Here is a 24,627-nt window from a genome sequence, read left to right on the forward strand (position 1 = left end):
CCCTCTCCCACTGGGAGAGGGAACAAACATTAAAAACGGTACGTCAGTAAATCAGAACTTATAATCCACACCTACAAAGTAACGGCGGCCATCTTCCGTGTAGCTGTAGTCGTCGCGGCTCAGATCTTTATCCAGCAGGTTTTGCACGCCCGCGCGCAGCTTCACGCTCTTCGTTGCCTGCCACGCGGCACCGGTATTCCAGACCACATAGCCACCCGGCGTTGCCGCGCCAGCAGTAAGCGCACGTTTCTCACCGGTATAGTTACCCTGAACGTAGAACGACCAGTCCTGGGTCGCCTTCCAGTCAACGGTACCGTTGGCGGTATGGAACGGCAGTTCGGACAGCGGTTTATTGCCACCGTTGCTGATATCCCGTCCATCGTTGTAGGTGTAGTTCAGCGTCACTTTCCAGTCTTCAGCCACCGGGAACTTCAGCTCTGTCTCCACGCCACGAATACGCGCCTTGTTGACGTTGTAATAACGGAAAATAGGTTCACCGTCAGCGTTCAGGCCCACATAGTTCGGGTAGCTCTGCGCCTGGTTCACGTTAGCCGTACGGCTGATGCTGATACGGTCATCTACATCGTTCTGGAAAGTGGTAATACTGGCCTGCACGCCCTCTAACCAGCCCTCTTCCCCGCTGTAATACAGGCCAAGTTCGAAGCTTTCACTGGTTTCCGGTTTTAGATCCGGATTACCGACAATTTCACAGGCTCCACGGCACGAACCGGTGACCCAGTCCGGGCTAAGCTGCAGCAGCGACGGGGCTTTAAACGCGGTTGCCCAGCCCCCTTTTACCGTCACGGTATCGGTCGCGTTGTAGACCAGATAGGCGCGCGGACTCCAGTGATCGCCGTAAGTTTCGTGGTCATCCATACGGATACCGGTCGTCAGCGCCAGCGGCTCAAAGATACGCCATTCGTCTTCGAGGAAGAGCGCGTACTGGCTTGCAGAGGTGTTGCTGCTGGAGCCACCCGTCAGGTTAACCGGATCTTTCAGCTTGTCATGACGCCACTCACCGCCGAAGGTCAGGAGCTGGTTGATTTCACCCAGTGGCAGCACATATTTCCCGTCAACCGAGTTGCTCTCGGAGGTAATCGGGTTACTGTTACCCGGGTTTTTGTTATCAACCTTCTCGCCGTAGACTTTCAGCTCGCTATTACCCACGCCCCAGCGTCCATTGTGGCTCAGAGAGTAATTCTGGCGCTCAAGACGGTTTTTATCGAGGGAATCAGAGTCACGATCCTGACGATCAAAACCATAGCCCGCGGTAAAATCATGCTCTTCCGTTGGTGTCCAGGCGAACTCGACGTTAGCATCACGGCTGGTGAAGCCCTCGATACGTGGCGTTTCACCTGTGGCAGTGGTAGAAGATTTTTGCTGATCGTCTTTTTCTCGCTTCGAGAGGCTACCGTAGGCTTTCAGCCCCAGTACGCCGTCCACCAGCGGGCCGCTGGTATAGAACTGGCCGTTGTATGTGTCACCACGATCGCGGTGTTCCTGAATGGTGGAATCAGCGCTCAGGGTTCCCGTCCACTTCTGTCCAATTTTTTTGGTGATAATGTTCACCACGCCGCCCAGCGCATCAGAACCGTAGAGTGAAGACATCGGCCCACGTACCACTTCGATGCGCTCAATGGCATCGACCGGTACCCAGTTCAGGTCAAAATCATTGTGGCGGAACACCGCATTGCGGGAGTTGACGCGTTTACCGTCAACCAGGATCAGCGTGTAGCTGCTGTCCAGACCACGAATACTTACCCCTTTACGGTTATCCCCTTCGTTTGTGAGCTGTACGCCTGGCACGTCCTGTAGCACATCTTTCAGGTTCTGGACGGGTTTGCGCTGCAAGTCTTCCTGGGTAATGACGCTGATGCTTGCCGGTGCGTCTTTCAGGTTTTGCTCAGTCGCGGATGCCGTGACAACCAGAGTGTCACCAGATTCCGCTGCAATGACGGGCAGTGCCAGGGACATTGCGGACGCACAAAGTCCTCCCCTGACGAAGGGATTAAGCCTAAACATTCCATATCTCCATGAGGTAAATACAACTAAATCAAATAATGATTGCTCACAGCGCCTTACTGTCCGCCCGCATCTTCGGCAGGTCGGAGGACAACGTATTTTTAGATAACGATAAAGCAAACGATAATTATTATCAATTAAATTGTTAAAAATTATATCTGCTCTTCATACTGCAGAGATAAAAAAGCCCGCTCAAATGAGCGGGCTAAAGAGAGGAAGTGCGGTTATTTTCTAAATCGTTCCGGGAATTCCATTTCACTGTAGCGAACGAATTGCGTTCCTTTCGTCAGTTTGTAGCCAAACCAGATGACCAGGAACAGCGGAATACCAATGTAAGTGGCCGTTACTGCACCCCAGTCAATGGTGTCCGCAAGGAAAGCTTCATAGTTCTGCCCCAGGGTAATAATCAGGCACAGAATGAAGGCGAAAATAGGTCCCAGCGGGAAGAAGCCTGAACGATACGGCAGGTTGTTAAGGTCATGACCCTGCATCACATAACCGCGACGGAAGCGGTAATGGCTGATAGCAATCCCCAGCCAGGCGATGAAGCCCGTCATGCCCGACGTGTTCAGCAGCCACAGATAAACTGTCTGGTTGCCGAACATCGAGGTCAGGAAGCACAGACCCGCAATCACAGTGGTAGCATACAGCGCGTTACGCGGTACGCCGCCACGGGACAATTTCGCGAAGATGCGCGGCGCTTTACCGTCGCACGCCAGGGTGTAGAGCATACGGGTTGAGGCGTACATACCGGAGTTACCCGCAGACAGCACCGCAGTCAGGATAACGGCGTTCATCACCGCCGCCGCAGAGAGCAGACCCGCGTGCTGGAAGACCAGCGTAAACGGACTCACGCTGATGTCTTTCACATCATTACGCAGCAGGCTCGGATCGGTATAAGGAATGATCAGGCTGATAATCAGAATAGCGAACACATAGAACAGCAGGATACGCCAGAACACCTGACGCACCGCGCGCGGAATGTTTTTCTCTGGATCTTCAGATTCACCTGCGGCGATGCCGATAAGCTCTGTCCCCTGGAAGGAGAAGCCGACAATCATCGCCACGCCAATCATCGCCGAAAGCCCACCCGCAAACGGGGCATCACCTATCGTCCAGTTGCTCCAGCCCGCAGGCTCTGCACCTTTGAAAATACCCACGATCATCGCCACACCAACGACGATAAAGATGATGACCGTCGCCACTTTGATCAGCGAGAACCAGTACTCTGCTTCACCAAAGCCACGCACGGAGATGTAGTTCAGCAAGAAGATCACCACCAGGAACAGCGCACTCCAGATCCAGCCAGGGGTATCCGGGAACCACCAGGTCATCACCAGCTGTGCGGCGACCAGGTCAACAGCGATAGTCACCGCCCAGTTGTACCAGTAGTTCCAGCCCAGTGCGAAACCGAAACCTTCTTCAACGTATTTTTGACCGTAGGTCGAAAACGACCCCGACACTGGCATGTATGCTGCCAGTTCGCCCAGACTGGTCATCAGGAAGTACACCATCAGGCCAATCAGGATATAAGAGAAAAGAGCCCCGCCCGGGCCAGCTGCTGAAATCGTTGCACCGGAGGCAACGAAAAGACCTGTACCGATTGAACCGCCGATGGCGATCATCGTCAGGTGGCGCGCTTTAAGTGCGCGACGTAACGTGGGCGCTTCTGTGGTTTTAATTTCTGAAACCATGTGAAAATGCTGTCCATCTAATAAATGAGGCGCGATTGTAGCAGACGATACGCGTTCATTCTGGCAGAAATACTCTGTTATAAGAGAGCTTCATGACTCGGCCAGGATTATAAGCAAAGTATGAATTCGGTCTTTCCCCTCTCCCCTTTTGTGCAAGTGCTCAGATCTCGCAATAACGTAAAAAACGCTGCAGCGAACTGGAAAGGTGTTTCTGACGATGATGGATGCACCACAGCGTGCGTACCAGCTTTGGCAGTGGAACCGCAATTTCAACCAGCGTACCGGCTTCAAGCTGTTCAGCAATCACCCGCCGGGAAAGACAGCTGATCCCCAGGCCATGACGCACCGCATGCTTGATTGCCTCAGAGTTACCCAGCTCCATACCCAGCTGGAAATGAGGCAGATGTGACAGCAACACATAATCGACAATTTCACGCGTGCCGGAACCTTGCTCACGCAGGATCCACTGCGCCTGTGAAAGGCGCTCAAGCGTCACCTCCCCCTGCAGTAAAGAAGAGGCCGGAGAAGCAAAGACCACCAGCTCATCTTCCAGCCAGGGTTCAGCAATGATATCCACGTTATGGCACGGCCCTTCGATGAGACCAATGTCCACGCGAAAATCGATCACCGCATTGATCACATCCTGGCTATTGCCGACGCTCATCTCCAGCGGCAAGGTCGGGAAGTCACGACGATAGCGGGCAATCACTTCCGGCAGAATGTAGTTACCGATTGTGCTACTGGCATAAACGCGGATTGCGCCGTTGTCTTCGCGAAACAGCTGTTCGATTTCAGTGGCCTGCTCCAGCAGCGCCAGCGCACGTGGATAAAGCAAGCGACCGTGTTCATTGACCACCAGACGCTTCCCTACCCTGTCAAAAAGCTGCACGCCCAGCTGCCCTTCGAGATCGGTCAGGGCGGCGCTGACCGCAGACTGAGAGAGAGCCAGCATCAGTGAGGCCTGGGTCGTCGACCCGCTTTTCAGCACTTCGGCAAAAACTTCCAGCTGACGCAATGTAATGTGCATGGTTGCTTACCACTTATAAAGATTGATTATAAATATATAATCAATTTTATTTTTAAACCAGAGCACCGTAACCTTTTAGCCAGAGAAAGGAGAAGGTTATGACAGAACTCACCCTACAGAATCACCGAACAGTGTGGCACTTCGTGCCGGGTCTGGCGCTTAGCGCCGTCGTCACGGGCGTGGCATTATGGGGCGGCAGCATTCCGGCCATCGCAGGCGCAGGGTTTAGCGCCTTAACGCTGGCCATTTTGCTCGGCATGGTCGTCGGCAACACCGTTTACCCACACATCTGGAAATCCTGCGATGGCGGTGTGATTTTCGCCAAGCAACATCTGCTGCGCCTGGGCATTATTCTTTACGGCTTCCGCCTTACCTTTTCGCAGATTGCGGATGTCGGCATCAGCGGAATAGCCATCGACGTGCTGACGCTGACCAGTACCTTCTTACTGGCGTGCTTTATCGGCCAGAAAGTGTTCGGGCTGGACAAACAAACCAGCTGGTTGATTGGTGCAGGTAGCAGTATCTGCGGGGCTGCGGCGGTGCTGGCAACTGAACCTGTCGTGAAGGCGGAATCCAGCAAAGTGACAGTGGCCGTCGCGACTGTGGTGATCTTCGGTACGCTGGCGATTTTCCTCTACCCGGCCATGTACCCGCTGGTTGCTCACTGGTTTAGCCCGGAAACCTACGGCATCTATATTGGTTCGACCATGCATGAAGTGGCGCAGGTGGTCGCGGCAGGTCACGCCATTAACCCCGAGGCGGAAAACGCGGCTGTTATTGCCAAAATGCTGCGCGTCATGATGCTGGCCCCGTTCCTGATTATCCTGGCCGCGCGGGTGAAACAGCTTGCTCCGGCAGGAAGTAACCAGAAAAGCAAAATCACGATCCCCTGGTTTGCGATCCTGTTTATCGTGGTCGCGGTCTTTAACTCTTTCCACCTGCTGCCGAAATCCGTAGTCGATATGCTGGTCACGCTGGATACCGTATTGCTGGCGATGGCGATGGCGGCGCTGGGGGTAACCACTCATGTCAGCGCGCTGAAAAAAGCCGGTGCGAAGCCGTTGCTGATGGCGCTGGTACTCTTCATCTGGTTGATTGTCGGCGGTGGCGCGATTAACCTCGCGGTTCACAGCCTGATGGCATAAACCACTACATCCTTCTCCTGTTAACCCGCTATCATAAGCATTTAGGGTTAACAGGAGTTCTTTTATGAAATATGTTGGAGCGCACGTCAGCGCTGCAGGTGGCCTTGCAAATGCCGCCATTCGCGCCGCCGAAATCGAGGCGACCGCTTTCGCCCTGTTCACCAAAAATCAGCGCCAGTGGCATGCGGCACCGCTCACCACAGAAGTGATTGATGATTTCAAAGCCGCCTGTGAGAAATACCATTTTGGACCAGGCCAGATCCTTCCCCACGACAGCTACCTGATTAACCTCGGTCATCCGGTTGAAGAAGCTCTGGAGAAATCCCGTGAAGCCTTTCTTGATGAAATCCAGCGCTGCGAACAGCTGGGGTTAACGCTGCTGAACTTCCATCCTGGCAGCCATCTGATGCAGATTGACGAAGATGCTTGTCTGGCTCGTATTGCCGAGTCCATCAACATCACCCTGGATAAAACCAAAGGCGTGACGGCGGTGATTGAAAATACCGCCGGTCAGGGCAGCAACCTCGGCTTTAAGTTCGAACATCTGGCGGCCATCATCGACGGCGTGGAAGATAAATCCCGCGTGGGTGTATGTATTGATACCTGCCACGCCTTTGCCGCCGGTTATGATCTGCGTACCCGCGACGAGACGAAAAAAACCTTCGCCGAGTTTGAACGCATTGTCGGTTTTAAATACCTGCGCGGTATGCACTTAAACGACGCAAAGAGTGATTTTGGCAGCCGTGTAGACCGTCACCACAGCCTGGGTGAGGGCAATATTGGCCATGATGCTTTCCGCTTTATCATGCAGGACGCCCGCTTTGACGGTATTCCAATGGTGCTGGAAACCATCAATCCGGATATCTGGGCAGAAGAAATCGCCTGGCTGAAAGCGCAGCAAATCACAGAACAAATGGCATAAAAAAAGCCGGGTTGCATAAGCACCCGGCTTTTTTGTCGGTCGGGTAAAGCGACACCGCTACCCGACATTCATTTCTTTTAAGCCGCTTTAGCAGCAACCGCTTCTGCTTCCGGGCGCTTCAGCACCGCGTAAGACAGACCTGCCACCAGCGTACCGGCAACAATCGCCATCAGGTAACCCAGTACCGGGGTAATTGCGCCAGGGATCAGCAGAACAAACAAACCACCGTGCGGAGCCATCAGTTTCGCGCCAATCGCCATCGAGATAGCACCAGTCACCGCACCACCCACGATACAGCAAGGCAGTACACGCATTGGGTCACGTGCTGCGAACGGAATCGCCCCTTCGGTGATGAAGCACAGACCCAGCACCAGCGCCGCTTTACCCCCTTCCTGCTGCGCTTTGTCAAACTTACGACGCGCAACGATAGTGGCCAGCCCCAGTGCCAGCGGTGGCACCATACCTGCCGCCATGATGGCCGCCATCGGTGCATAGGTCTGGGTACTCAACAGGCCGACACCAAAAGCGTATGCCGCTTTGTTTACCGGGCCGCCCATATCGGTACACATCATGCCACCGAGGATTGCACCCAGCAGAACCGCGTTCGCCGTGCCCATCGTTTGCAGCCAGTGGGTCAGACCCGCCAGGATACCCGCAACCGGTTTACCAATCAGGTAAATCATCGCCAGACCGACCACCAGGCTGGAAATCAGCGGGATGATCAGGATCGGTTTCAGCGCTTCCATACTTTGCGGCAGTTTCAGCTTCGAGCTGATAAGCTTCGCGACGTAACCTGCCAGGAAGCCCGCAATAATCCCGCCGATAAAGCCGGAACCGGTGCTCACTGCCAGCATACCGCCGATCAGACCCGGCGTCAGGCCAGGACGGTCAGCGATGGAGAACGCAATAAAACCTGCCAGTACGGGCACCATCAGCGCGAACGCGGAGCCACCACCAATCTGCATTAACGCCGCCGCCAGAGTCCCTTGTTCTTTAAACGCCGTAATACCAAATGCGAAGGAAAGTGCGATACACAGACCACCTGCCACCACCATCGGCAGCATGTAGGAGACGCCGGTCAGCAGGTGGCGGTAAGCCCCCGCAGACTCTTTCTTACCTTCGGTCGCCGCCTGAGCGCTACCGGTTGCCTGGTAAGGCTTCGCTTCTGCCAGTGCTTTATCAAACTCCTGAGCCGTCTTTTTCAGCGCCAGGCCGGTAGAGGTGCGGTACATCGGCTTACCGGCGAATTTCGCCAGATCCACTTCGATGTCTGCCGCCACAATCACCAGATCGGCCTCAGCCACTTCTTCAGGGGTGATAGCATTACCCGCGCCCACGGAACCGCGCGTTTCAACTTTTACCCACCAGCCACGTTTTTTCGCTTCGGTTTCAATCGCTTCAGCCGCCATAAAGGTATGGGCTACGCCTGTTGGGCAAGCCGTTACCGCCACAACGCGTTTCGGGCCGGAAGCCGCAGACGGAGCCGCAGCAACAGGTGCGCTATAGACAGACGCATGGCCTTTCGCTTCGCTCAGGAACAGTTCCGGATGCGCAACTGCGCGATTAATATCGCCCAGCCACACTTTTTTGCCGTTCAGCGCGCTATCAGCCGGGAGCTTATCGCCCAGAACAATCGCCAGTTCGGCTTCGCCCGGGTTATCGGTAATCTCCAGATGTGTTTTGTTCGCCGCCGCTCCCAGCAAAGTCTTCGCCATATAGGCACGAGCCTGTCCGAGACCGGAGTCAATGATCAGCAGCGTTTTCATTATTCCTCTCCTGCTGTTAGTTAAAAGGTTTTAAGTCAACGCGCGCCATCATCGCGGCCAACTGGGTACGATCGGTAATACCGACATTGCTCTGGCTCACGGCCAGGGCAGCAACGGCGGTGGCAAGGCGTAAAGTATGTTCACTGGATTCGCGCATCAGCAGGCCATAGATCAGGCCACCAACCATTGAATCCCCTGCGCCAACGGTGCTGACAACCTCTACCGATGGCGGTTTGGCGATCCATTCGCCAGAAGCGTTAACCCACAACGCACCTTCTGCACCAAGAGAAATCACCACATGAGCAATACCCTGCTCGCGCAGCGCATGTGCAGCATCAATCACGTCTTTTAATTCTGGCAGCTTACGGCCAGCCCAGATCTCCAGCTCGCGGCGATTAGGTTTAACCAGCCACGGAGCCGCTTTCAGACCGGCAACCAGCGCATCACGGCTACTGTCAAAAATAATACATGGGCACTGGCTACGCAGGCGCGTCATCCAGTCGGTGAACGCTTCCGGGCTAACACCGGACGGCAGACTGCCGCTCACGCACACCATGTCGAACTGACCCAGCCAGGTCAGGGAATCGTTAACAAAACGCTCCCAGTCAGACGGCGTCACTTCGAAGCCAGAGAAGTTCAGATCGGTCACTTCACCGTCTTTCTCCGTCAGTTTGACGTTGATACGGGTACGGCCCTGAACGACCTGAAAACGGTTAGCAATCCCCAGCTCGCTGAACAGCTGCTGGAAACCATCCTGGTTATCTTTGCCGAGGAATCCGCCTACGGTGACATCGATACCGAGATCCTTGAGCACTTTCGCGACGTTAATCCCTTTGCCTGCAGCATGCAGGCCAGTGGTACGCACGAGGTTTACTTCGCCGCGCTCAATTTCCGGGCAAAACCCCACCAGGTCATAAGCCGGGTTCAGCGTAATAGTCGCAACACGTCTGCTCATTATACGCCCTCCCCCAGACCCGCCGCGATGGCGTCGCCAATCGCTTTCAGCGCCTGTTCAGCATCTGCACCCTGCGCGGTAAAACGCAGGCGGTGTCCTTTCTTCACGCCCAGCGCGACCACTTTCATCAGGCTACGCCCATTGGCCGGTTTGCCTGTGCCATCCAGATTAGCCACGGTGATCTCACTTTCGAATTGTTTAATGGTATTAACCAGCATCGTGCCAGGACGGGCATGCAGGCCGTGTTCGTTACGCACGACAAACTCAGCATTCAGCACGTCATCCGTCAGCGCGTCGTCGCTGGTCAGCAACGCCAGCAGCGTCGCCGCATCAGCGTTCAGCAATTTTTCAGCTTTGTTGCTCAGCAGCATGTCACTCAGACGTTTCAGCACGGAAACCGGTTGATCATCCGTCATGGCGACGGTCACGAGCATCGCTGCGCGATCACCGTCTACGTCAAATGCGCTGGCCGCACGGCTGACCGCGATAGCACTGAACAGGTTGCCTTCAGCACTGTCGTTCAGCCAGATACCCTGTCCCAGGTTCAGCGGTTTATCGTTAACCACACTTGCCACAAATGCAGCGTCTGCCGCACCGGCTTCTTTCAGACGACCCGCGTTCAGCGCCTGCAGCGTCACCAGATCGGAGGCAACGACATCCAGTGTCAGTGTTTCATTATCCAGTTTCAGCGCTTCGCTCTGTTTTTCGCCCATCAGCAAGGCACGCAACTCTTCAGACGTGGTGGCCGATTTCAGCTGCTCAGCAACCGAATCATCGCTCAGTACGTGCGTCAGCTGGCGCAGCAAACCTAAGTGCTCGTCGCTGCTGGCAGCAATGCCGATGGCCACGTACGCCACCTGACCGTCGCCCCACAGCACGCCCTGCGGGAACTGATAAACCTGAACGCCGGTTTTCAGCACCTGATCGCGGGTGTCCGTCGTACCGTGCGGGATCGCGATGCCATTGCCGAGGAAGGTCGAGGTTTGCTGCTCGCGTGCCAGCATGCCGTTAACGTAGCCGTCAGCCACGTTGCCCGCCTGCACGAGGGCAGCAGCAACCTGGCGAATAGCCTCTTCTTTATTCCCGGCCTGTGCGCCCGGATGAATATCCTGTACAGATAACTGGAACATGGTTCTCCTCTCCTGCTGAAATTGAATCGTTTCAGCTCATATGAGAAAAAATGCGCTAACCTGTTCCATCAGTCAAAACAAGAAAGCGCTGAAACGTTTCAAAAAGTCTTGCTCTTTCTGCAAAGTGTTGCAAGGAAAGTTACATTTCTCATTTCAGAATTTAGAGATGCACCACATTTCTTTGTCATTCAGCTGATTTTTGCTGACGTTCAGCACCACCATTTCAGCTACCTTCAGCACCCATCAGCTGGAACGGGTAAGTTGAAATACTATTTTGATTTTTCGTGTCTAAATTAACCACGATCTCTGTTTATTTTCTGACTCGCGGCGTAAACTCCGCCTCTCTTTCTGAACTGCTGATAGTGAACATGCATAACACCCCCGCCGCCGCCTCACCGAAGCCTTTTGATCTGACGTCATCGGCGTTTTTGATTGTTGCCTTCCTCACCGGGATCGCCGGTGCGTTACAGACCCCCACGCTCAGTCTGTTTCTGACCAATGAAGTCCACGCCCGTCCGGCTATGGTGGGTTTCTTCTTTACCGGAAGCGCTATCATCGGCATCCTGGTCAGCCAGTTTCTGGCTGGCCGTTCCGACAGAAAAGGCGATCGTAAAAGCCTGATCGTCTTTTGCTGCCTGCTGGGCGTGTTCGCCTGTATCCTGTTTGCCTGGAACCGAAACTACTTCATTCTGCTGTTTGTGGGGGTGTTCCTGAGCAGCTTTGGCTCAACCGCGAACCCGCAGATGTTTGCCCTTGCCCGCGAACATGCCGACCACACCGGACGTGAAGCGGTGATGTTCAGCTCCATTCTGCGCGCTCAGGTGTCGCTGGCGTGGGTGATTGGCCCGCCGCTGGCCTACGCGCTGGCGATGGGGTTTGGCTTTACGGTAATGTACCTGAGCGCAGCTGTCGCGTTTGTGGTGTGTGGCACAATGGTGTGGTTCTTCCTGCCGTCGATGCGTAAAGAGCCGAAGGCGGCAACAGGTGCGCTGGAAGCTCCGCGTCGCCATCGCCGTGACGCGCTACTCCTCTTTATTATCTGCACACTAATGTGGGGCACGAATAGCCTTTATATCATCAATATGCCGTTGTTTATTATTGATGAGCTGCACCTGCCGGAGAAGCTGGCGGGGATCATGATGGGCACCGCGGCAGGCCTGGAAATCCCGACCATGTTGATTGCGGGTTATTATGCGAAGCGCTTCGGGAAGCGTTTTTTGATGCGTATCGCCGCCGTTGCCGGGCTGCTTTTCTATGTCGGTATGCTGACGGTACACACGCCGGGGTTGCTGCTGGCTTTACAACTGCTGAACGCCATTTATATCGGCATACTGGCCGGGATTGGTATGCTCTACTTCCAGGATCTGATGCCGGGTCAGGCAGGTTCAGCTACCACCCTTTATACTAATACCACCCGCGTGGGCTGGATCATTGCAGGTTCAATGGCCGGGGTGGTTGCGGAGATCTGGAACTATCACACGGTGTTCTGGATTGCTCTGGTAATGTGTACCCTGACGATAGGCTGTCTGGCACGGATCAAAGACGTTTAAGGCGCGGTGAGCGTTTCCAGCTCAAGAAGATACGTCATTGCCTGTGCTCGCGTGCTGCCGCACATTTCGCCCGTAGGCTGAAGCCCGGAACACACCTTCGGGCGCAGGGGCGAGCCAAAAATCATACACAGGTTGGTTTCAGAGAGCTGAACACAGCGGGTGTTGGCAGGCTTGCCTTCCGGCATTCCTGGAATGGGGCTGGAAATAGACGGTGCAGTACAGCACGCGCCACAATCTGGACGACAATCCATAAATGCTCTCTTCGGTGACAAATACCCGCGTAATCGGGCATCGCGCGCACAGTAACACCTTTTGCGTATTGATAGCAAAAGCCACGAATTCCACTTGCCTGAAAGGCCGCGCGCGAGTAATTTGGCGCGATATTTTTGACCTCCCGTAAACAGGATTACTGCAATGCCAAGAGCGAACGAAATTAAGAAAGGTATGGTACTGAATTACAACGGCAAACTGCTGATTGTGAAAGATATCGATATTCAGGCCCCTAGCGCCCGTGGTGCAGCAACGCTGTACAAAATGCGTTTCTCCGACGTTCGTACCGGCCTGAAGGTTGAAGAGCGCTTTAAGGGCGACGATATCGTGGATACCGTAACCCTGACCCGTCGCTATGTCGACTTCTCTTACATCGACGGCAACGAATACGTGTTCATGGATAAAGAAGATTACACCCCGTATATCTTCACTAAAGATCAGATTGAAGAAGAGCTGCTGTTCATTCCTGAAGGCGGTATGCCTGACATGCAGGTTCTGACCTGGGATGGCGTTCTGCTGGCGCTGGAACTGCCGCAGACTGTTGATCTGGAAATCGTTGAAACAGCACCTGGCATCAAAGGCGCATCTGCAAGTGCCCGCAACAAGCCAGCAACGCTGACCACCGGTCTGGTTGTACAGGTTCCTGAATACCTGTCCGCGGGTGAGAAAATCCGCATCCATATCGAAGAAAAACGCTATATGGGTCGTGCTGACTAAAAAGAAAAACCCGGCTTTCGCCGGGTTTTTCTTTTACAGCAGTTCAGGATACTTCGTCATCTTCAGCGCCAGTTCAACGCCGCGCACTTCTGCCATCCCTTTCAGACGGCCAATCGCCGAATAGCCCGGGTTGGTTTTCTTACGCAGATCGTCCAGCATCTGGTGCCCGTGATCCGGACGGAACGGGATAGGACGTAAATCCCCCTCACGCTTGCGACGTGCCTCTTCCGCCAGAATAGCATCCACTACCGCGACCATATTCACGTCACCGTTCAGGTGCGCTGCTTCATGGAAGGTTTTTGGGTTGTCTTCACGACAGGTTGCCCGCAAATGCGTAAAGTGGATGCGATCGCCAAAGGTTTCAATCATCCGCACCAGGTCGTTATCCGCACGCACACCGTAAGAACCGGTACACATAGTAAAGCCGTTATAGATGCTATCCACCGTCTCTTTCAGCCACTGCATATCTTCAATGGTGGACACGATACGCGGCAGGCCGAGGATTGGACGCGGAGGATCGTCCGGATGTACGGCCAGGCGAACGCCCGCCTCTTCTGCCACCGGCACGATGGCGCGCAGGAAGTGCGCCATGTTTTCGCGCAGTTGGTTTTTATCAATCTCACCGTATTCCGCCAGGCGCGCGCGGAACTGATCCAGCGTGTAGCCCTCTTCGGCACCCGGCAGGCCGGCAATAATATTGCGGGTCAGCTTTTCGATATCGGCTTCACTGGCCGCGTTAAACCACGCAAGCGCCTGCTGTTGTTCTTCTGCGGTGTAATCGGCTTCAGCACCCGGGCGCTTCAGAATGTGCAGCTCAAATGCGGCAAAGGCAATTTGATCAAAACGCAGCGCTTTTGAACCGTCTGCCATCTGATATTCAAGGTCAGTACGCGTCCAGTCCAGGATTGGCATGAAGTTATAGCAAACCGTATCAATGCCACAGGCCGCCAGGTTACGAATGCTCTGCTGATAGTTTGCAATCCAGGTTTTATACTCGCCTGAATGGGTTTTGATGTCTTCGTGAACCGGAATACTTTCCACGACAGACCAGGTTAAACCTTTTTCCGCCAGCACTGCCTGACGCTTTTGAATTTCGTCTACCGGCCACACCTGACCGTTAGGAATATGATGCAGCGCCGTGACGACACCCGTTGCGCCAGCCTGACGCACGTCATCAAGAGAAACTGGATCGTTCGGCCCGTACCAACGCCAGGTTTGTTCCATTTGCCCACCTCTTAAGTTGTTATACCAATACTCACTATCACGATGACGACTACCATACATGTTTAACCAGAAGGGTCAATACACCGCCACACGTTGATTGATCAAACTCACAGAACGGGGATATTTACGGCTTACCAATTTAATTTGTTGTCATATAACTTTACACTGCCATTGTTAATTAATGGTTAATCAGGTGTGTATTTCATGAAGACTATTGCCTCCACCGTGCTTCCTGCCCACGTCCAGCAACCTCACTACGATCGCCAGCTTTTACGCTCACGTATCGTTCACTTTGGGTTTGGTGCATTTCACCGCGCGCATCAGGCGTTGTTAACAAACCGGGTGCTAAATGCAAAAGGAGGCGACTGGGGGATCTGTGAGATTAGCCTCTTCAGCGGGGATGTGCTGATGAGCCAGCTACGTGCGCAGGATCATCTGTTCACCGTGCTGGAGAAAGGAGCGGAGGGAAATCAGCCGATTATTGTTGGTGCCGTGCATGAATGTCTGAACGCAAAGCTGGACTCGCTGGCCGCCATTATTGAGAAATTTTGCGAACCCCAGGTGGCCATCGTTTCGCTCACCATCACCGAAAAAGGCTATTGCATCGACCCCGCAACCGGAAAGCTGGATATGCAAAACGCCCGAATTCTTCACGATCTGGAAAATCCGGCTGAACCGCATTCTGCGCCGGGGATCCTGGTCGAAGCGCTCCATCGTCGCCGCGAGCGCGGCCTGGCACCGTTCACCGTTCTGTCCTGCGACAATATCCCTGACAACGGCCACGTGGTGAAAAACGCCGTACTCGGCATGGCCCAGAAACGCTCCTCAGAGCTGGCCGGGTGGATTGACACACACGTGAGCTTCCCGGGGACAATGGTCGACAGAATTGTTCCCGCCGCCACCGATGAAACGCTTGCGGAAATTACCCGGGAACTCGGCGTTGAAGATCCGTGCGCCATCAGCTGCGAGCCGTTTATTCAGTGGGTAGTCGAAGATAACTTTGTCGCCGGACGCCCGGAATGGGATGTGGCGGGCGTCCAGCTGGTGCAGGACGTTTTACCGTGGGAACAGATGAAACTGCGGATGCTCAACGGCAGTCACTCTTTCCTGGCGTATCTGGGTTATCTCGCCGGATATCCGCATATTAATGAATGTATGCAGGACGCCAGCTTCCGCGAAGCCGCACGCCAGCTCATGCTCAATGAACAAGCCCCCACACTACGTATCACAGGCGTCGACCTCACCGCGTATGCCGACAGCCTGCTCGACCGTTTTGCCAATCCGGCGCTCCGGCACCGTACGTGGCAAATTGCGATGGACGGTAGCCAGAAGCTACCTCAGCGCATGCTGGACGGAATTCGGGTGCATCTTGAGCGTAAAAGCGCGTGGCCGCTGCTGGCGCTGGGCGTTGCAGGGTGGATACGCTACGTCAGCGGCGTTGACGAACGTGGAAACCCGATTGATGTGCGCGATCCGCTCGGCGATAAAATCCGCGCGATTGTCGAGAACACCAGCGACACGGATCGCGTCAACGCCCTGCTGGGGCTGAATGAAGTCTTTGGTCAGGATCTCCCGCTGGACAACGTCTTTGTGGATGCTGTCAACCAGGCATACCAGCGTATTGCCCGGCATGGCGCACGCCAGGCCGTTATCGAAACGTTAAATATTTAACATTTATTGCGATTAACGCGAACGGAAATCACCTCCGTTCGCCCTTCCTCTTCTCATTACGCTCTTTTTTCGCCAGGATGATGGGTAATTGTTATAGCATCACAACGACCTTCTGGAGCGCATGTGACCAAAACCAACCTCATCACCGGTTTTCTCGGCAGCGGTAAAACCACCTCAATCCTGCATCTGCTGGCCCATAAAGATCCCGCAGAAAAATGGGCCGTCCTGGTCAATGAATTTGGCGAAGTCGGTATCGACGGTGCGTTACTGTCAGACAGCGGTGCATTGATTAAAGAGATCCCAGGCGGGTGCATGTGCTGTGTAAATGGCCTGCCGATGCAGGTTGGACTGAACACGCTGCTGCGTCAGGGCAAACCAGACCGTTTGTTGATTGAACCCACCGGGCTGGGTCACCCAAAGCAAATCCTCGATTTACTGACCGCACCGGTTTACGAGCCGTGGATCGATCTGCGTGCCACGCTGTGCCTTCTCGATCCACGTCAGCTTCTGGATGAGAAAACCGTGGCAAATGAAAACTTCCGCGATCAGCTGGCCTCGGCAGATATTATCGTCGCCAATAAAGACGATCGCGCGACAGCAGAAAGCCAGGCAGCACTGGATGCCTGGTGGCAACATGCGGGTGGCAATCGTAAACGCGTTCAGACCACTCAGGGCAAGATTGACAATGCCCTGCTTGACCTTCCCCGGCTGAACCAGGCAGAACTCCCTGCAAGCCCGGAACATGTCCATAGCCATCCACTGAAGCAAGGTCTGGCGGCGTTGAGCCTGCCGGAACACCAGCGCTGGCGTCGTAATCTGAACAGTGGTCAGGGGTATCAGGCCTGCGGATGGATCTTTGATGCCGATACCGTTTTTGACACTATCGGTATCCTGGAATGGGCCAGACTTGCCCCAGTCGATCGCGTTAAAGGGGTCATGCGAACCCTGGACGGACTGGTGCGCATCAACCGTCAGGGCGCTGATTTCTTTATCGAAACGCAAAATGTTTCGCCACCTGATAGCCGGATAGAGTTAATTAGTGCGGTTAACGCCGACTGGAACGCCCTGCAGTCCAGCCTGTTGAAGCTTCGTTTAAGTTCAGATGGCTAACGTTGCCCCTGATTTAACTGTTCGCTGAATGCTATGACGACTCGATTTTCTCTGATTTTGCTGCTTAATGTCGCCGGTCTGGCGCTCTTTTTCTCCTGGTACCTCCCGGTGAATCATGGTTTCTGGTTTCCCCTGGATTCCGCTATTTTTCATTTCTTCAACCAGGCACTGGCAAAGAGCCCGGCGTTTCTGTGGCTGGTAGCCGTGACGAATAACCGCGCCTTTGACGGCTGTTCGCTTCTGGCAATGGGCTGCCTGATGCTCTCGTTCTGGTTAAAAGAAGACAAATCAGGCCGCCGCCATATTCTGATTATTGGTCTGGTGATGCTGCTGCTTGCCGTTGTGATTAACCAGCTGGCGACGGCGATTATTCCGGTTAAGCGCTCCAGCCCAACGCTCTTTTTTACTGATATTTATCGCGTCAGTGAATTGCTGCATATTCCGACGAAAGATGCTTCCCGGAACAGTTTCCCTGGCGATCACGGAATGATGCTGCTTATTTTTTCCACAATAATGCTGCGCTATTTCGGCAAAAAAGCCTTTGCAATATCCCTGATTATTTTTGTGGTTTTTGCCTTCCCACGCGTAATGATTGGCGCACACTGGTTCACCGATATTGCCGTCGGCTCGCTCTCTGTTGCGTTGATTGCCCTGCCGTGGTGCCTGATGACACCACTCAGCGACAGGATAATAGCGCTGTTCGGGCACCATCTTCCCGGCAAAATGCAACAAATTAAAAACAAATAACCAACCTGAATTAACGTCATCCATCAGGGATCATTGTCGATCCCTGATGAATTTTTCTCCATTCATTGCCTTTATCGTCATCATTTTGTCATATTATTCATGATACAAATGAATGCGTTGCATGGTTTTTAACCAAAATTGATGGTATTTTGAGCAATTCCGTTTATTCACTTCCTGTATCACAATTTCTTATAAAAAAACGGACATTTTTGCTCGCAATGCCCCCAGCAATCGGTTAATCTCGAACTCGTTTTGCCCCATAGAGATAATTATTATCATGGTGAATAAATTTGTGCGCTGTACCACAAATCTGACCAGAAAGAATTGTCTCGATGTGCACAGATAATTAGTCTCGTCACGTTTGGCATTTTTATAACGATATTTATCGTTAAGGACTTCAAGGGAAAATAAACAAAATGGTCAAATCTCAACCGATTTTGAGATATATCTTACGGGGAATCCCGGCGATAGCAGTTGCGGTACTGTTATCTGCATGTAGTACATCGAACACCGCAAAGAATATGCATCCTGAGACGCGTGTTGTGGGAATGGAAGATTCCTCTTCACTGCAAGCTTCTCAGGATGAATTTGAGAATATGGTACGTAATCTGGACGTGAAGTCCCGCATCATGGACCAGTATGCTGACTGGAAAGGCGTGCGTTATCGTCTGGGCGGCAGCACGAAAACAGGTATCGATTGTTCCGGTTTTGTACAGCGTACTTTCCGTGAGCAATTTGGGTTAGATCTTCCGCGTTCAACTTATGAACAGCAGGAGATGGGCAAGTCGATTTCACGTACCAAACTGCGCACAGGTGATTTAGTCCTGTTCAACGCGGGTTCTACAGGTCGGCATGTTGGCATCTACATTGGTAACGACCAGTTCGTGCATGCCTCCACCAGCAGCGGTGTGACCATTTCCAGCATGAACGAACCTTACTGGAAGAAACGCTACAACGAAGCTCGTCGCGTACTGACTCGCAGTTAAGATCGCAATTGTATCGCTGGTTATTCCCTTGGCTGGCGATATGATAAAAAAAGCACTGCTTCGGCGGTGTTTTTTTTTGCCCGTTACACTGAACACATTCAGCGGCAATTCAGGAACCACGACCTCTATGTTCACCCGCTACTTCTCCAGCAATCGCAAGATACTGATCCTCAGTATTATTACAGGTCTGTTCATTGCCCTGCTCCTGGGCTCATTGCAGTTTTTCTGGAGTTACCACAAGCGGGAAGTCAGGTTAAATACCTTGATGACGGATTTGAGCGTTTACATGGAGTCGTATTTCGATGATTTGAAAACATCGATCGATACCCTCCAGCCGCTCACGCTCAGCACGTGCCACGACGTCAGTGCCGAACTCACCTCACGCGCAGCCTTTAGTCTCAATGTCCGTGCCTTTTTACTGGTCAGAGACAAAAATGCATTCTGTTCTTCAGCAACGGGGGCGATGAACGTTCCGATGGAGGAGCTCATCCCCGAGCTTCACATCAACAAACAGGTTGATATGGTGCTGCTGCAGGGTACGCCAATGCTGCCCAATAAACCGGCTATTGCCATCTGGTATCGCAACCCGCTGGTCAAAGACGGTGGTGTGTTTACCTCGATAAATCTTAATCTGACGCCATACCTGCTTTATACCGAGCGACAGGATGATTTTGCGGGCATTGCCATCATCATTGACGACCATGCGTTATCAACGATGTCCAGTGCGCTGGTCAATGTCCGCGATTTGCCTGTGATGTCCGCCCGTACCGCCACGCTGAAAGACGTTCCCCTTACGCTTAAACTGTATGCAAAAGCATGGACGAGCGAAGAGATGCTGTACGCGCTGTTCTTCGGGCTGGTATGTGGTATCGCGGCCGGGTCGCTCAATTTCTATATCCTCAGCACGCGCCTGAACCCGGGCAAAGAGATTTTAAGCGCCATTAAACGCGGCCAGTTCTATGTGGTCTATCAGCCTGTGGTGGACGCAAAAGAGCTCAAAATGCGCGGCGTCGAGGTATTGATGCGCTGGAAACACCCCACTATGGGTGAAATCCCACCTGACGCCTTTATCAATTTTGCCGAAGCACAGAAGTTGATTGTCCCACTGACGCTGCATCTTTTTGACCTCATCATCCGCGATGCCCCCATATTGCAGAGCGTGTTACCGCAGGGTGCAAAACTGGGTATTAACATTGCGCCGGGGCACCTGCATGCAGAAAGCTTCAAAGAAGATATGCGCACCTTTAATGCCCTGCTGCCGCCGGATCATTTCCAGACTGTGCTGGAAATCACCGAGCGCGATATGCTGAAACATCGGGAAGCCAACACGCTGTTCGAGTGGCTGCACAACGAAGGGTTTGAGATTGCGATCGATGATTTTGGTACTGGCCACAGTGCGCTGATTTACCTTGAACACTTCACAATGGATTACATCAAAATCGACCGGGGTTTTGTCAACACGATTGGTATGGAAACCGTCACATCACCGGTGCTTGATGCTGTGCTGATGCTGGCAAGACGCCTGAATATGTTGACCGTCGCGGAAGGCGTGGAAACACCTGAACAGGCGACCTGGCTGCGCGAACATGGCGTTAACTTCCTGCAGGGTTACTGGATTAGCCGCCCGATGCCGCTGGAACAGTTCAGAAAATGGCAGCCAGATTTACCGCCAGCCAGTGAATAATTTCACAATGACGGCAGCGTCACTTATTATTCAGCATAACTGAGCACGCCAGTAAAAAGAGGGAGCCGTCGCGAGATGCTTATGCGCTTCATGTTGCTGCTGTTGGCATTAACGAGCCTGTCCAGCCAGGCGCAAACCATCAAAGAAAACTATGCGTTTTCCGTGATTGGTGAGCCGAAGTACGAGATTAACTTTTCGCATTTCGATTACGTTAACCCGGCCGCCCCCAAAGGCGGGAATGTAACCCTCTCTGCCACGGGGACGTTCGACAATTTTAACCGTTTCGCCCTGCGTGGCGTGGCCGCCGCACGGACAGAATCCCTTTACGACACGCTCTTTGTTACCTCTGACGATGAACCCGGTAGTTACTACCCGCTGGTGGCCGATAACGTTCGTTACGCGGATAATTTTGCCTGGGCTGAAGTCTCGATTAACCCCCGGGCGCGTTTCCATGACGGTACACCGGTTAGCGCCCGCGATGTGGCCTTCACCTTCCATAAATTTATGACAGAAGGTGTTCCTCAGTTCCGCCTGGTGTACAAAGGCGCAACGGTCAAGGCCATCGCCCCACTCACCGTACGTATCGAACTGAGCGAGCCGAATAAAGAGAACATGCTCAGCCTGTTCTCGCTGCCCGTCATGCCGGAATCGTTCTGGAAAGATCACAAGCTTAGTGACCCTCTCTCCACGCCGCCACTGGCGGGAGGCCCCTACCGTATTACCGACTGGCGTATGGGGCAATATGTGGTCTATTCCCGTGTCAAAAACTACTGGGCGGCAAACCTGCCGGTAAACCGGGGCCGCTGGAACTTCGACACCCTTCGCTACGATTACTATCTCGACGACAACGTGGCATTTGAGGCGTTTAAAGCCGGAGCCTTCGATCTACGCCAGGAGAGCAGTGCCAAAAACTGGGCAACACGTTATATCGGGAAAAACTTCGCAAAAGGTTACATCGTCAAAGACGAGCACAAAAATGAGTCCGCTCAGGATACGCGCTGGCTGGCGTTTAATATTCAGCGCCCGGTGTTTACCGACCGTCGGGTTCGGGAAGCTATTTCTCTGGCGTTTGACTTCGAATGGATGAACAAGGCGCTGTTTTACGGAGCCTACAGCCGTGCCAACAGTTATTTCCAGAATACCGAATATGCCGCACGGGATTACCCAAAGGCTGACGAGCTGGTCCTGCTGGCCCCGTTAAAAGCTGAACTGCCGCCAGAGGTGTTCACCACGGTGTTTCAGCCCCCGGTGTCGAACGGAGACGGTTACGACCGCGATAACCTGCTAAAGGCCAGCAAGCTACTGGATGACGCGGGCTGGCCGTTGAAAAACCAGAAACGCGTGAATGTACAAACGGGTAAACCTCTGAGCTTTGAGCTGCTGCTCTCGTCCGGCGGTAACGATCAGTGGGTGCTGCCGTTTAAGCATAATCTTGAGCGCCTGGGGATCACCATGAATATTCGCCAGGTAGATAATGCGCAAATCACCAACCGCATGCGCAGCCGCGATTACGACATGATGCAGCGCCTGTGGCCCGCGCAGCCGTGGCCAAGCTCTGACCTGCAAATTTCCTGGGCATCCCGTTATATCGACTCCTCCTACAATGCGCCTGGCGTCAAAAGCCCGGCGGTTGATGCACTGATTGCGAAAATCGTGGCAGCGCAGGGTGATAAAGACAAACTCCTGCCTCTGGGGCGCGCCCTCGACCGGGTCTTAACCTGGAATTACTACATGTTGCCCATGTGGTATATGGGCGAAGACCGTGTTGCCCACTGGAACAAGTTCTCTCAGCCCTCCATCCGCCCTATCTATTCGCTGGGCTTTGACACCTGGTGGTATGACGTCAACAAAGCCGCCACACTCCCCGCTGAGCGGCGCTAAGGAATCATCATGGGTGCTTATCTGATCCGCCGCCTGCTACTGGTTATCCCGACCCTGTGGGCGATTATCACGATTAACTTTTTTATCGTGCAAATCGCTCCCGGTGGCCCGGTCGATCAGGCCATCGCGGCCATTGAATTTGGCAACGGCGGCGGTATGCCAGGCGGCGGCGAAGGGATGGGAGCGAGCCACGCCAGAACCGGCGTCAGTAATATCAGCGAAAGTCATTATCGGGGCGGACGCGGGCTGGATCCGGAAGTGATCGCCGAGATCACCCATCGCTATGGCTTTGATAAACCTATTCACGAGCGTTATTTCAACATGCTCTGGAATTACATCCGTTTTGATTTTGGCGACAGTCTGTTCCGCAGTGCATCAGTCTTAACGCTGATCAAGCAAAGCCTGCCCGTATCCGTCACGCTGGGGTTGTGGGGTACGCTGATTATCTACCTGGTCTCCATTCCACTGGGTATCCGTAAAGCGGTTTACAACGGCAGCCGCTTTGATATCTGGAGCAGTACGTTCATCATCATCGGTTATGCCATCCCGGCCTTCCTGTTTGCCGTCCTGCTGATTGTCTTTTTTGCCGGTGGCAGCTATTTCGATATCTTCCCACTGCGGGGATTAGTGTCGGCGGATTTCAGCACCCTGCCGTGGTACAAAAAAATCACCGACTATTTCTGGCATATCACGCTGCCGGTTCTTGCAACGGTCATTGGGGGATTCGCGGCCCTGACCATGTTGACCAAAAACGCCTTTCTCGATGAAATTCGCAAACAATACGTTGTCACCGCGCGCGCGAAGGGGGTCGGTGAAAAGCAGATTATGTGGAAGCACGTTTTCCGCAACGCCATGCTGCTGGTGATTGCCGGATTCCCGGCCACGTTCATCAGTATGTTTTTTACCGGCTCGCTGCTGATAGAGGTGATGTTCTCGCTGAACGGGTTGGGATTGTTGGGTTATGAGGCCACCGTGTCACGTGATTATCCGGTGATGTTTGGCACACTCTATATTTTCACCCTGATTGGCCTGCTGCTGAATATCATCAGTGATATCAGCTATACGCTGGTCGATCCCCGAATCGATTTTGAGGGCCGCTGATGCCGCGTTTAAGCCCCGTCAACCAGGCCCGCTGGGCCCGTTTTCGCCACAATCGTCGCGGCTACTGGTCGCTGTGGATCTTTGCCGTCCTGTTTGTCCTCAGCATGTGTTCTGAACTGATTGCCAACGATAAACCCCTGCTGGTGCATTTTAACGACCGCTGGTATGTCCCCGTGCTCGCCAACTACAGTGAAAGCGACTTTGGTGGTCCTTTTGCGACACCTGCGGAGTACCAGGATCCGTGGCTTCGCAAACAGATTGAGCAACACGGCTGGGCGCTCTGGACACCGGTACGGTTTGGGGCAAACAGCATTAACTTTGCCACTGCCAGCCCCTTCCCTTCACCGCCCTCCACGCAAAACTGGCTGGGAACGGATGCCAACGGTGGCGATGTGCTGGCGCGCATTCTTTACGGTACGCGCATCTCCATCCTCTTTGGGCTGATGCTGACGCTCTTTTCCAGCGTGATGGGCGTCGTGGCGGGGGCCGTTCAGGGTTACTACGGCGGAAAAATTGACCTCTGGGGTCAGCGTGTCATTGAAGTGTGGTCAGGTATGCCGACGTTGTTTCTGATCATCCTGCTTTCAAGCGTGGTACAGCCGAATTTCTGGTGGCTGCTGGGGATCACCGTCCTGTTCGGCTGGATGGCGCTGGTGGGAGTCGTCCGTGCAGAATTTCTGCGTACGCGTAATTTTGACTATATTCGTGCCGCACAGGCACTTGGGGTTAGCGACCGCGGGATCATCTTCCGTCATATGCTCCCTAACGCCGTGGTCGCGACCCTGACCTTCCTGCCCTTTATTCTGTGCAGCTCCATCACCACCCTCACCTCGCTCGATTTCCTCGGCTTCGGGTTACCGCTTGGCTCTCCATCGCTCGGCGAGCTGTTGCTGCAGGGAAAAAACAACCTGCAGGCCCCCTGGCTTGGCATCACCGCCTTTCTCTCTGTGGCTGTGCTGCTTTCGCTGCTGATCTTTATTGGCGAAGCCGTGCGCGATGCTTTTGATCCCAACAAGGCGGAATAA

At 53.7% G+C, this 24,627-nt stretch carries 20 protein-coding genes; 12 read left to right on the top strand and 8 right to left on the bottom strand.

Features of this window, described 5'->3' with window-relative positions; genetic code table 11:
* Positions 1-51: 51 nt before the first annotated feature.
* The 3 genes from cirA to yieE form a co-directional block, all read right to left on the bottom strand.
* Positions 52-2,022: a catecholate siderophore receptor CirA gene (gene cirA, locus ACHHZ6_RS02815; RefSeq protein ID WP_182272063.1), complete on the bottom strand. Its 1,971-nt coding sequence runs from the start codon at positions 2,020-2,022 to the stop codon at positions 52-54.
* A 224-nt stretch (positions 2,023-2,246) separates the two neighbouring features.
* Positions 2,247-3,716, bottom strand: coding sequence for an amino acid permease (locus ACHHZ6_RS02820; RefSeq protein ID WP_182272064.1), 1,470 nt, complete (start codon positions 3,714-3,716; stop codon positions 2,247-2,249).
* 160 nt (positions 3,717-3,876) lie between these two features.
* Positions 3,877-4,743, bottom strand: coding sequence for a DNA-binding transcriptional regulator YeiE (gene yieE, locus ACHHZ6_RS02825; RefSeq protein WP_182272065.1), 867 nt, complete (start codon positions 4,741-4,743; stop codon positions 3,877-3,879).
* Between the two features lie 98 nt (positions 4,744-4,841).
* On the opposite strand from yieE, the gene ACHHZ6_RS02830 reads away from it, so the two are divergent.
* Together ACHHZ6_RS02830 and nfo are read left to right on the top strand one after the other, a co-directional pair.
* The gene (locus ACHHZ6_RS02830) at positions 4,842-5,888 is read left to right on the top strand and encodes a YeiH family protein (RefSeq protein WP_182272066.1); all 1,047 of its coding nucleotides are present in this window, start codon (positions 4,842-4,844) and stop codon (positions 5,886-5,888) included.
* A gap of 64 nt (positions 5,889-5,952) precedes the next feature.
* On the top strand, positions 5,953-6,810 hold the full coding sequence (nfo, locus tag ACHHZ6_RS02835) for a deoxyribonuclease IV (RefSeq protein ID WP_182272067.1): 858 nt from the start codon (positions 5,953-5,955) through the stop codon (positions 6,808-6,810).
* Between the two features lie 77 nt (positions 6,811-6,887).
* Here nfo and fruA read toward each other — a convergent pair whose 3' ends face one another.
* The 3 genes from fruA to fruB are packed head-to-tail and all read right to left on the bottom strand — an operon-like array spanning position 6,888 to position 10,661.
* Positions 6,888-8,576: a PTS fructose transporter subunit IIBC gene (fruA, locus tag ACHHZ6_RS02840; RefSeq protein ID WP_395121702.1), complete on the bottom strand. Its 1,689-nt coding sequence runs from the start codon at positions 8,574-8,576 to the stop codon at positions 6,888-6,890.
* 16 nt (positions 8,577-8,592) lie between these two features.
* On the bottom strand, positions 8,593-9,531 hold the full coding sequence (gene fruK, locus ACHHZ6_RS02845) for a 1-phosphofructokinase (RefSeq protein ID WP_182272069.1): 939 nt from the start codon (positions 9,529-9,531) through the stop codon (positions 8,593-8,595).
* Positions 9,531-10,661, bottom strand: coding sequence for a fused PTS fructose transporter subunit IIA/HPr protein (gene fruB / locus ACHHZ6_RS02850; protein ID WP_182918684.1), 1,131 nt, complete (start codon positions 10,659-10,661; stop codon positions 9,531-9,533). Before fruB ends, fruK begins: the two co-directional genes overlap by 1 nt.
* 368 nt (positions 10,662-11,029) lie before the next feature.
* Here fruB and setB point away from each other — a divergent pair, with 368 nt between their 5' ends.
* Entirely contained in the window at positions 11,030-12,211 is a 1,182-nt protein-coding gene (setB, locus tag ACHHZ6_RS02855) for a sugar efflux transporter SetB (protein ID WP_395121703.1), read from the top strand.
* Here the strand turns inward: setB and ACHHZ6_RS02860 are convergent.
* Positions 12,208-12,462: a YkgJ family cysteine cluster protein gene (locus ACHHZ6_RS02860; protein ID WP_182272072.1), complete on the bottom strand. Its 255-nt coding sequence runs from the start codon at positions 12,460-12,462 to the stop codon at positions 12,208-12,210. The genes setB and ACHHZ6_RS02860 overlap by 4 nt on opposite strands.
* 163 nt (positions 12,463-12,625) lie before the next feature.
* On the opposite strand from ACHHZ6_RS02860, the gene yeiP reads away from it, so the two are divergent.
* The gene (gene yeiP, locus ACHHZ6_RS02865) at positions 12,626-13,198 is read left to right on the top strand and encodes an elongation factor P-like protein YeiP (RefSeq protein WP_003859355.1); all 573 of its coding nucleotides are present in this window, start codon (positions 12,626-12,628) and stop codon (positions 13,196-13,198) included.
* A gap of 33 nt (positions 13,199-13,231) precedes the next feature.
* Here yeiP and uxuA read toward each other — a convergent pair whose 3' ends face one another.
* Positions 13,232-14,422: a mannonate dehydratase gene (gene uxuA / locus ACHHZ6_RS02870; RefSeq protein WP_182918686.1), complete on the bottom strand. Its 1,191-nt coding sequence runs from the start codon at positions 14,420-14,422 to the stop codon at positions 13,232-13,234.
* A gap of 204 nt (positions 14,423-14,626) precedes the next feature.
* On the opposite strand from uxuA, the gene ACHHZ6_RS02875 reads away from it, so the two are divergent.
* From ACHHZ6_RS02875 to ACHHZ6_RS02910, 8 genes are all read left to right on the top strand, one after another.
* Complete coding sequence (locus ACHHZ6_RS02875; protein WP_182918687.1) at positions 14,627-16,093, top strand: mannitol dehydrogenase family protein; 1,467 nt, start codon at positions 14,627-14,629, stop codon at positions 16,091-16,093.
* Positions 16,094-16,216: 123 nt separating this feature from the next.
* A complete protein-coding gene (locus tag ACHHZ6_RS02880; RefSeq protein WP_395121704.1) occupies positions 16,217-17,203 on the top strand; it encodes a CobW family GTP-binding protein in 987 nt (328 codons plus the stop codon).
* 33 nt (positions 17,204-17,236) lie between these two features.
* A complete protein-coding gene (locus ACHHZ6_RS02885) occupies positions 17,237-17,950 on the top strand; it encodes a phosphatase PAP2 family protein (protein WP_196390246.1) in 714 nt (237 codons plus the stop codon).
* Between the two features lie 416 nt (positions 17,951-18,366).
* A complete protein-coding gene (gene mepS / locus ACHHZ6_RS02890) occupies positions 18,367-18,936 on the top strand; it encodes a bifunctional murein DD-endopeptidase/murein LD-carboxypeptidase (protein ID WP_182272077.1) in 570 nt (189 codons plus the stop codon).
* A 127-nt stretch (positions 18,937-19,063) separates the two neighbouring features.
* Positions 19,064-20,620: a cyclic di-GMP phosphodiesterase gene (locus tag ACHHZ6_RS02895; RefSeq protein WP_182272078.1), complete on the top strand. Its 1,557-nt coding sequence runs from the start codon at positions 19,064-19,066 to the stop codon at positions 20,618-20,620.
* Positions 20,621-20,695: 75 nt separating this feature from the next.
* Positions 20,696-22,501, top strand: coding sequence for an extracellular solute-binding protein (locus ACHHZ6_RS02900; RefSeq protein ID WP_182272079.1), 1,806 nt, complete (start codon positions 20,696-20,698; stop codon positions 22,499-22,501).
* 9 nt (positions 22,502-22,510) lie between these two features.
* Positions 22,511-23,602, top strand: coding sequence for a microcin C ABC transporter permease YejB (locus ACHHZ6_RS02905; protein ID WP_196390247.1), 1,092 nt, complete (start codon positions 22,511-22,513; stop codon positions 23,600-23,602).
* Entirely contained in the window at positions 23,602-24,627 is a 1,026-nt protein-coding gene (locus ACHHZ6_RS02910) for an ABC transporter permease (RefSeq protein ID WP_395121705.1), read from the top strand. Before ACHHZ6_RS02905 ends, ACHHZ6_RS02910 begins: the two co-directional genes overlap by 1 nt.

This window comes from Enterobacter cloacae complex sp. 2024EL-00214 (assembly GCF_043945575.1).
Classification (GTDB): domain Bacteria; phylum Pseudomonadota; class Gammaproteobacteria; order Enterobacterales; family Enterobacteriaceae; genus Enterobacter; species Enterobacter cloacae_P.

Coding starts and splice junctions, on each gene's coding strand:
- cirA (WP_182272063.1), bottom strand. CDS start 2,022: ATGTTTAGGCTTAATCCCTTCGTCAGGGGAGGACTTTGTGCGTCCGCA.
- ACHHZ6_RS02820 (WP_182272064.1), bottom strand. CDS start 3,716: ATGGTTTCAGAAATTAAAACCACAGAAGCGCCCACGTTACGTCGCGCA.
- yieE (WP_182272065.1), bottom strand. CDS start 4,743: ATGCACATTACATTGCGTCAGCTGGAAGTTTTTGCCGAAGTGCTGAAA.
- ACHHZ6_RS02830 (WP_182272066.1), top strand. CDS start 4,842: ATGACAGAACTCACCCTACAGAATCACCGAACAGTGTGGCACTTCGTG.
- nfo (WP_182272067.1), top strand. CDS start 5,953: ATGAAATATGTTGGAGCGCACGTCAGCGCTGCAGGTGGCCTTGCAAAT.
- fruA (WP_395121702.1), bottom strand. CDS start 8,576: ATGAAAACGCTGCTGATCATTGACTCCGGTCTCGGACAGGCTCGTGCC.
- fruK (WP_182272069.1), bottom strand. CDS start 9,531: ATGAGCAGACGTGTTGCGACTATTACGCTGAACCCGGCTTATGACCTG.
- fruB (WP_182918684.1), bottom strand. CDS start 10,661: ATGTTCCAGTTATCTGTACAGGATATTCATCCGGGCGCACAGGCCGGG.
- setB (WP_395121703.1), top strand. CDS start 11,030: ATGCATAACACCCCCGCCGCCGCCTCACCGAAGCCTTTTGATCTGACG.
- ACHHZ6_RS02860 (WP_182272072.1), bottom strand. CDS start 12,462: ATGGATTGTCGTCCAGATTGTGGCGCGTGCTGTACTGCACCGTCTATT.
- yeiP (WP_003859355.1), top strand. CDS start 12,626: ATGCCAAGAGCGAACGAAATTAAGAAAGGTATGGTACTGAATTACAAC.
- uxuA (WP_182918686.1), bottom strand. CDS start 14,422: ATGGAACAAACCTGGCGTTGGTACGGGCCGAACGATCCAGTTTCTCTT.
- ACHHZ6_RS02875 (WP_182918687.1), top strand. CDS start 14,627: ATGAAGACTATTGCCTCCACCGTGCTTCCTGCCCACGTCCAGCAACCT.
- ACHHZ6_RS02885 (WP_196390246.1), top strand. CDS start 17,237: ATGACGACTCGATTTTCTCTGATTTTGCTGCTTAATGTCGCCGGTCTG.
- mepS (WP_182272077.1), top strand. CDS start 18,367: ATGGTCAAATCTCAACCGATTTTGAGATATATCTTACGGGGAATCCCG.
- ACHHZ6_RS02895 (WP_182272078.1), top strand. CDS start 19,064: ATGTTCACCCGCTACTTCTCCAGCAATCGCAAGATACTGATCCTCAGT.
- ACHHZ6_RS02900 (WP_182272079.1), top strand. CDS start 20,696: ATGCTTATGCGCTTCATGTTGCTGCTGTTGGCATTAACGAGCCTGTCC.
- ACHHZ6_RS02905 (WP_196390247.1), top strand. CDS start 22,511: ATGGGTGCTTATCTGATCCGCCGCCTGCTACTGGTTATCCCGACCCTG.
- ACHHZ6_RS02910 (WP_395121705.1), top strand. CDS start 23,602: ATGCCGCGTTTAAGCCCCGTCAACCAGGCCCGCTGGGCCCGTTTTCGC.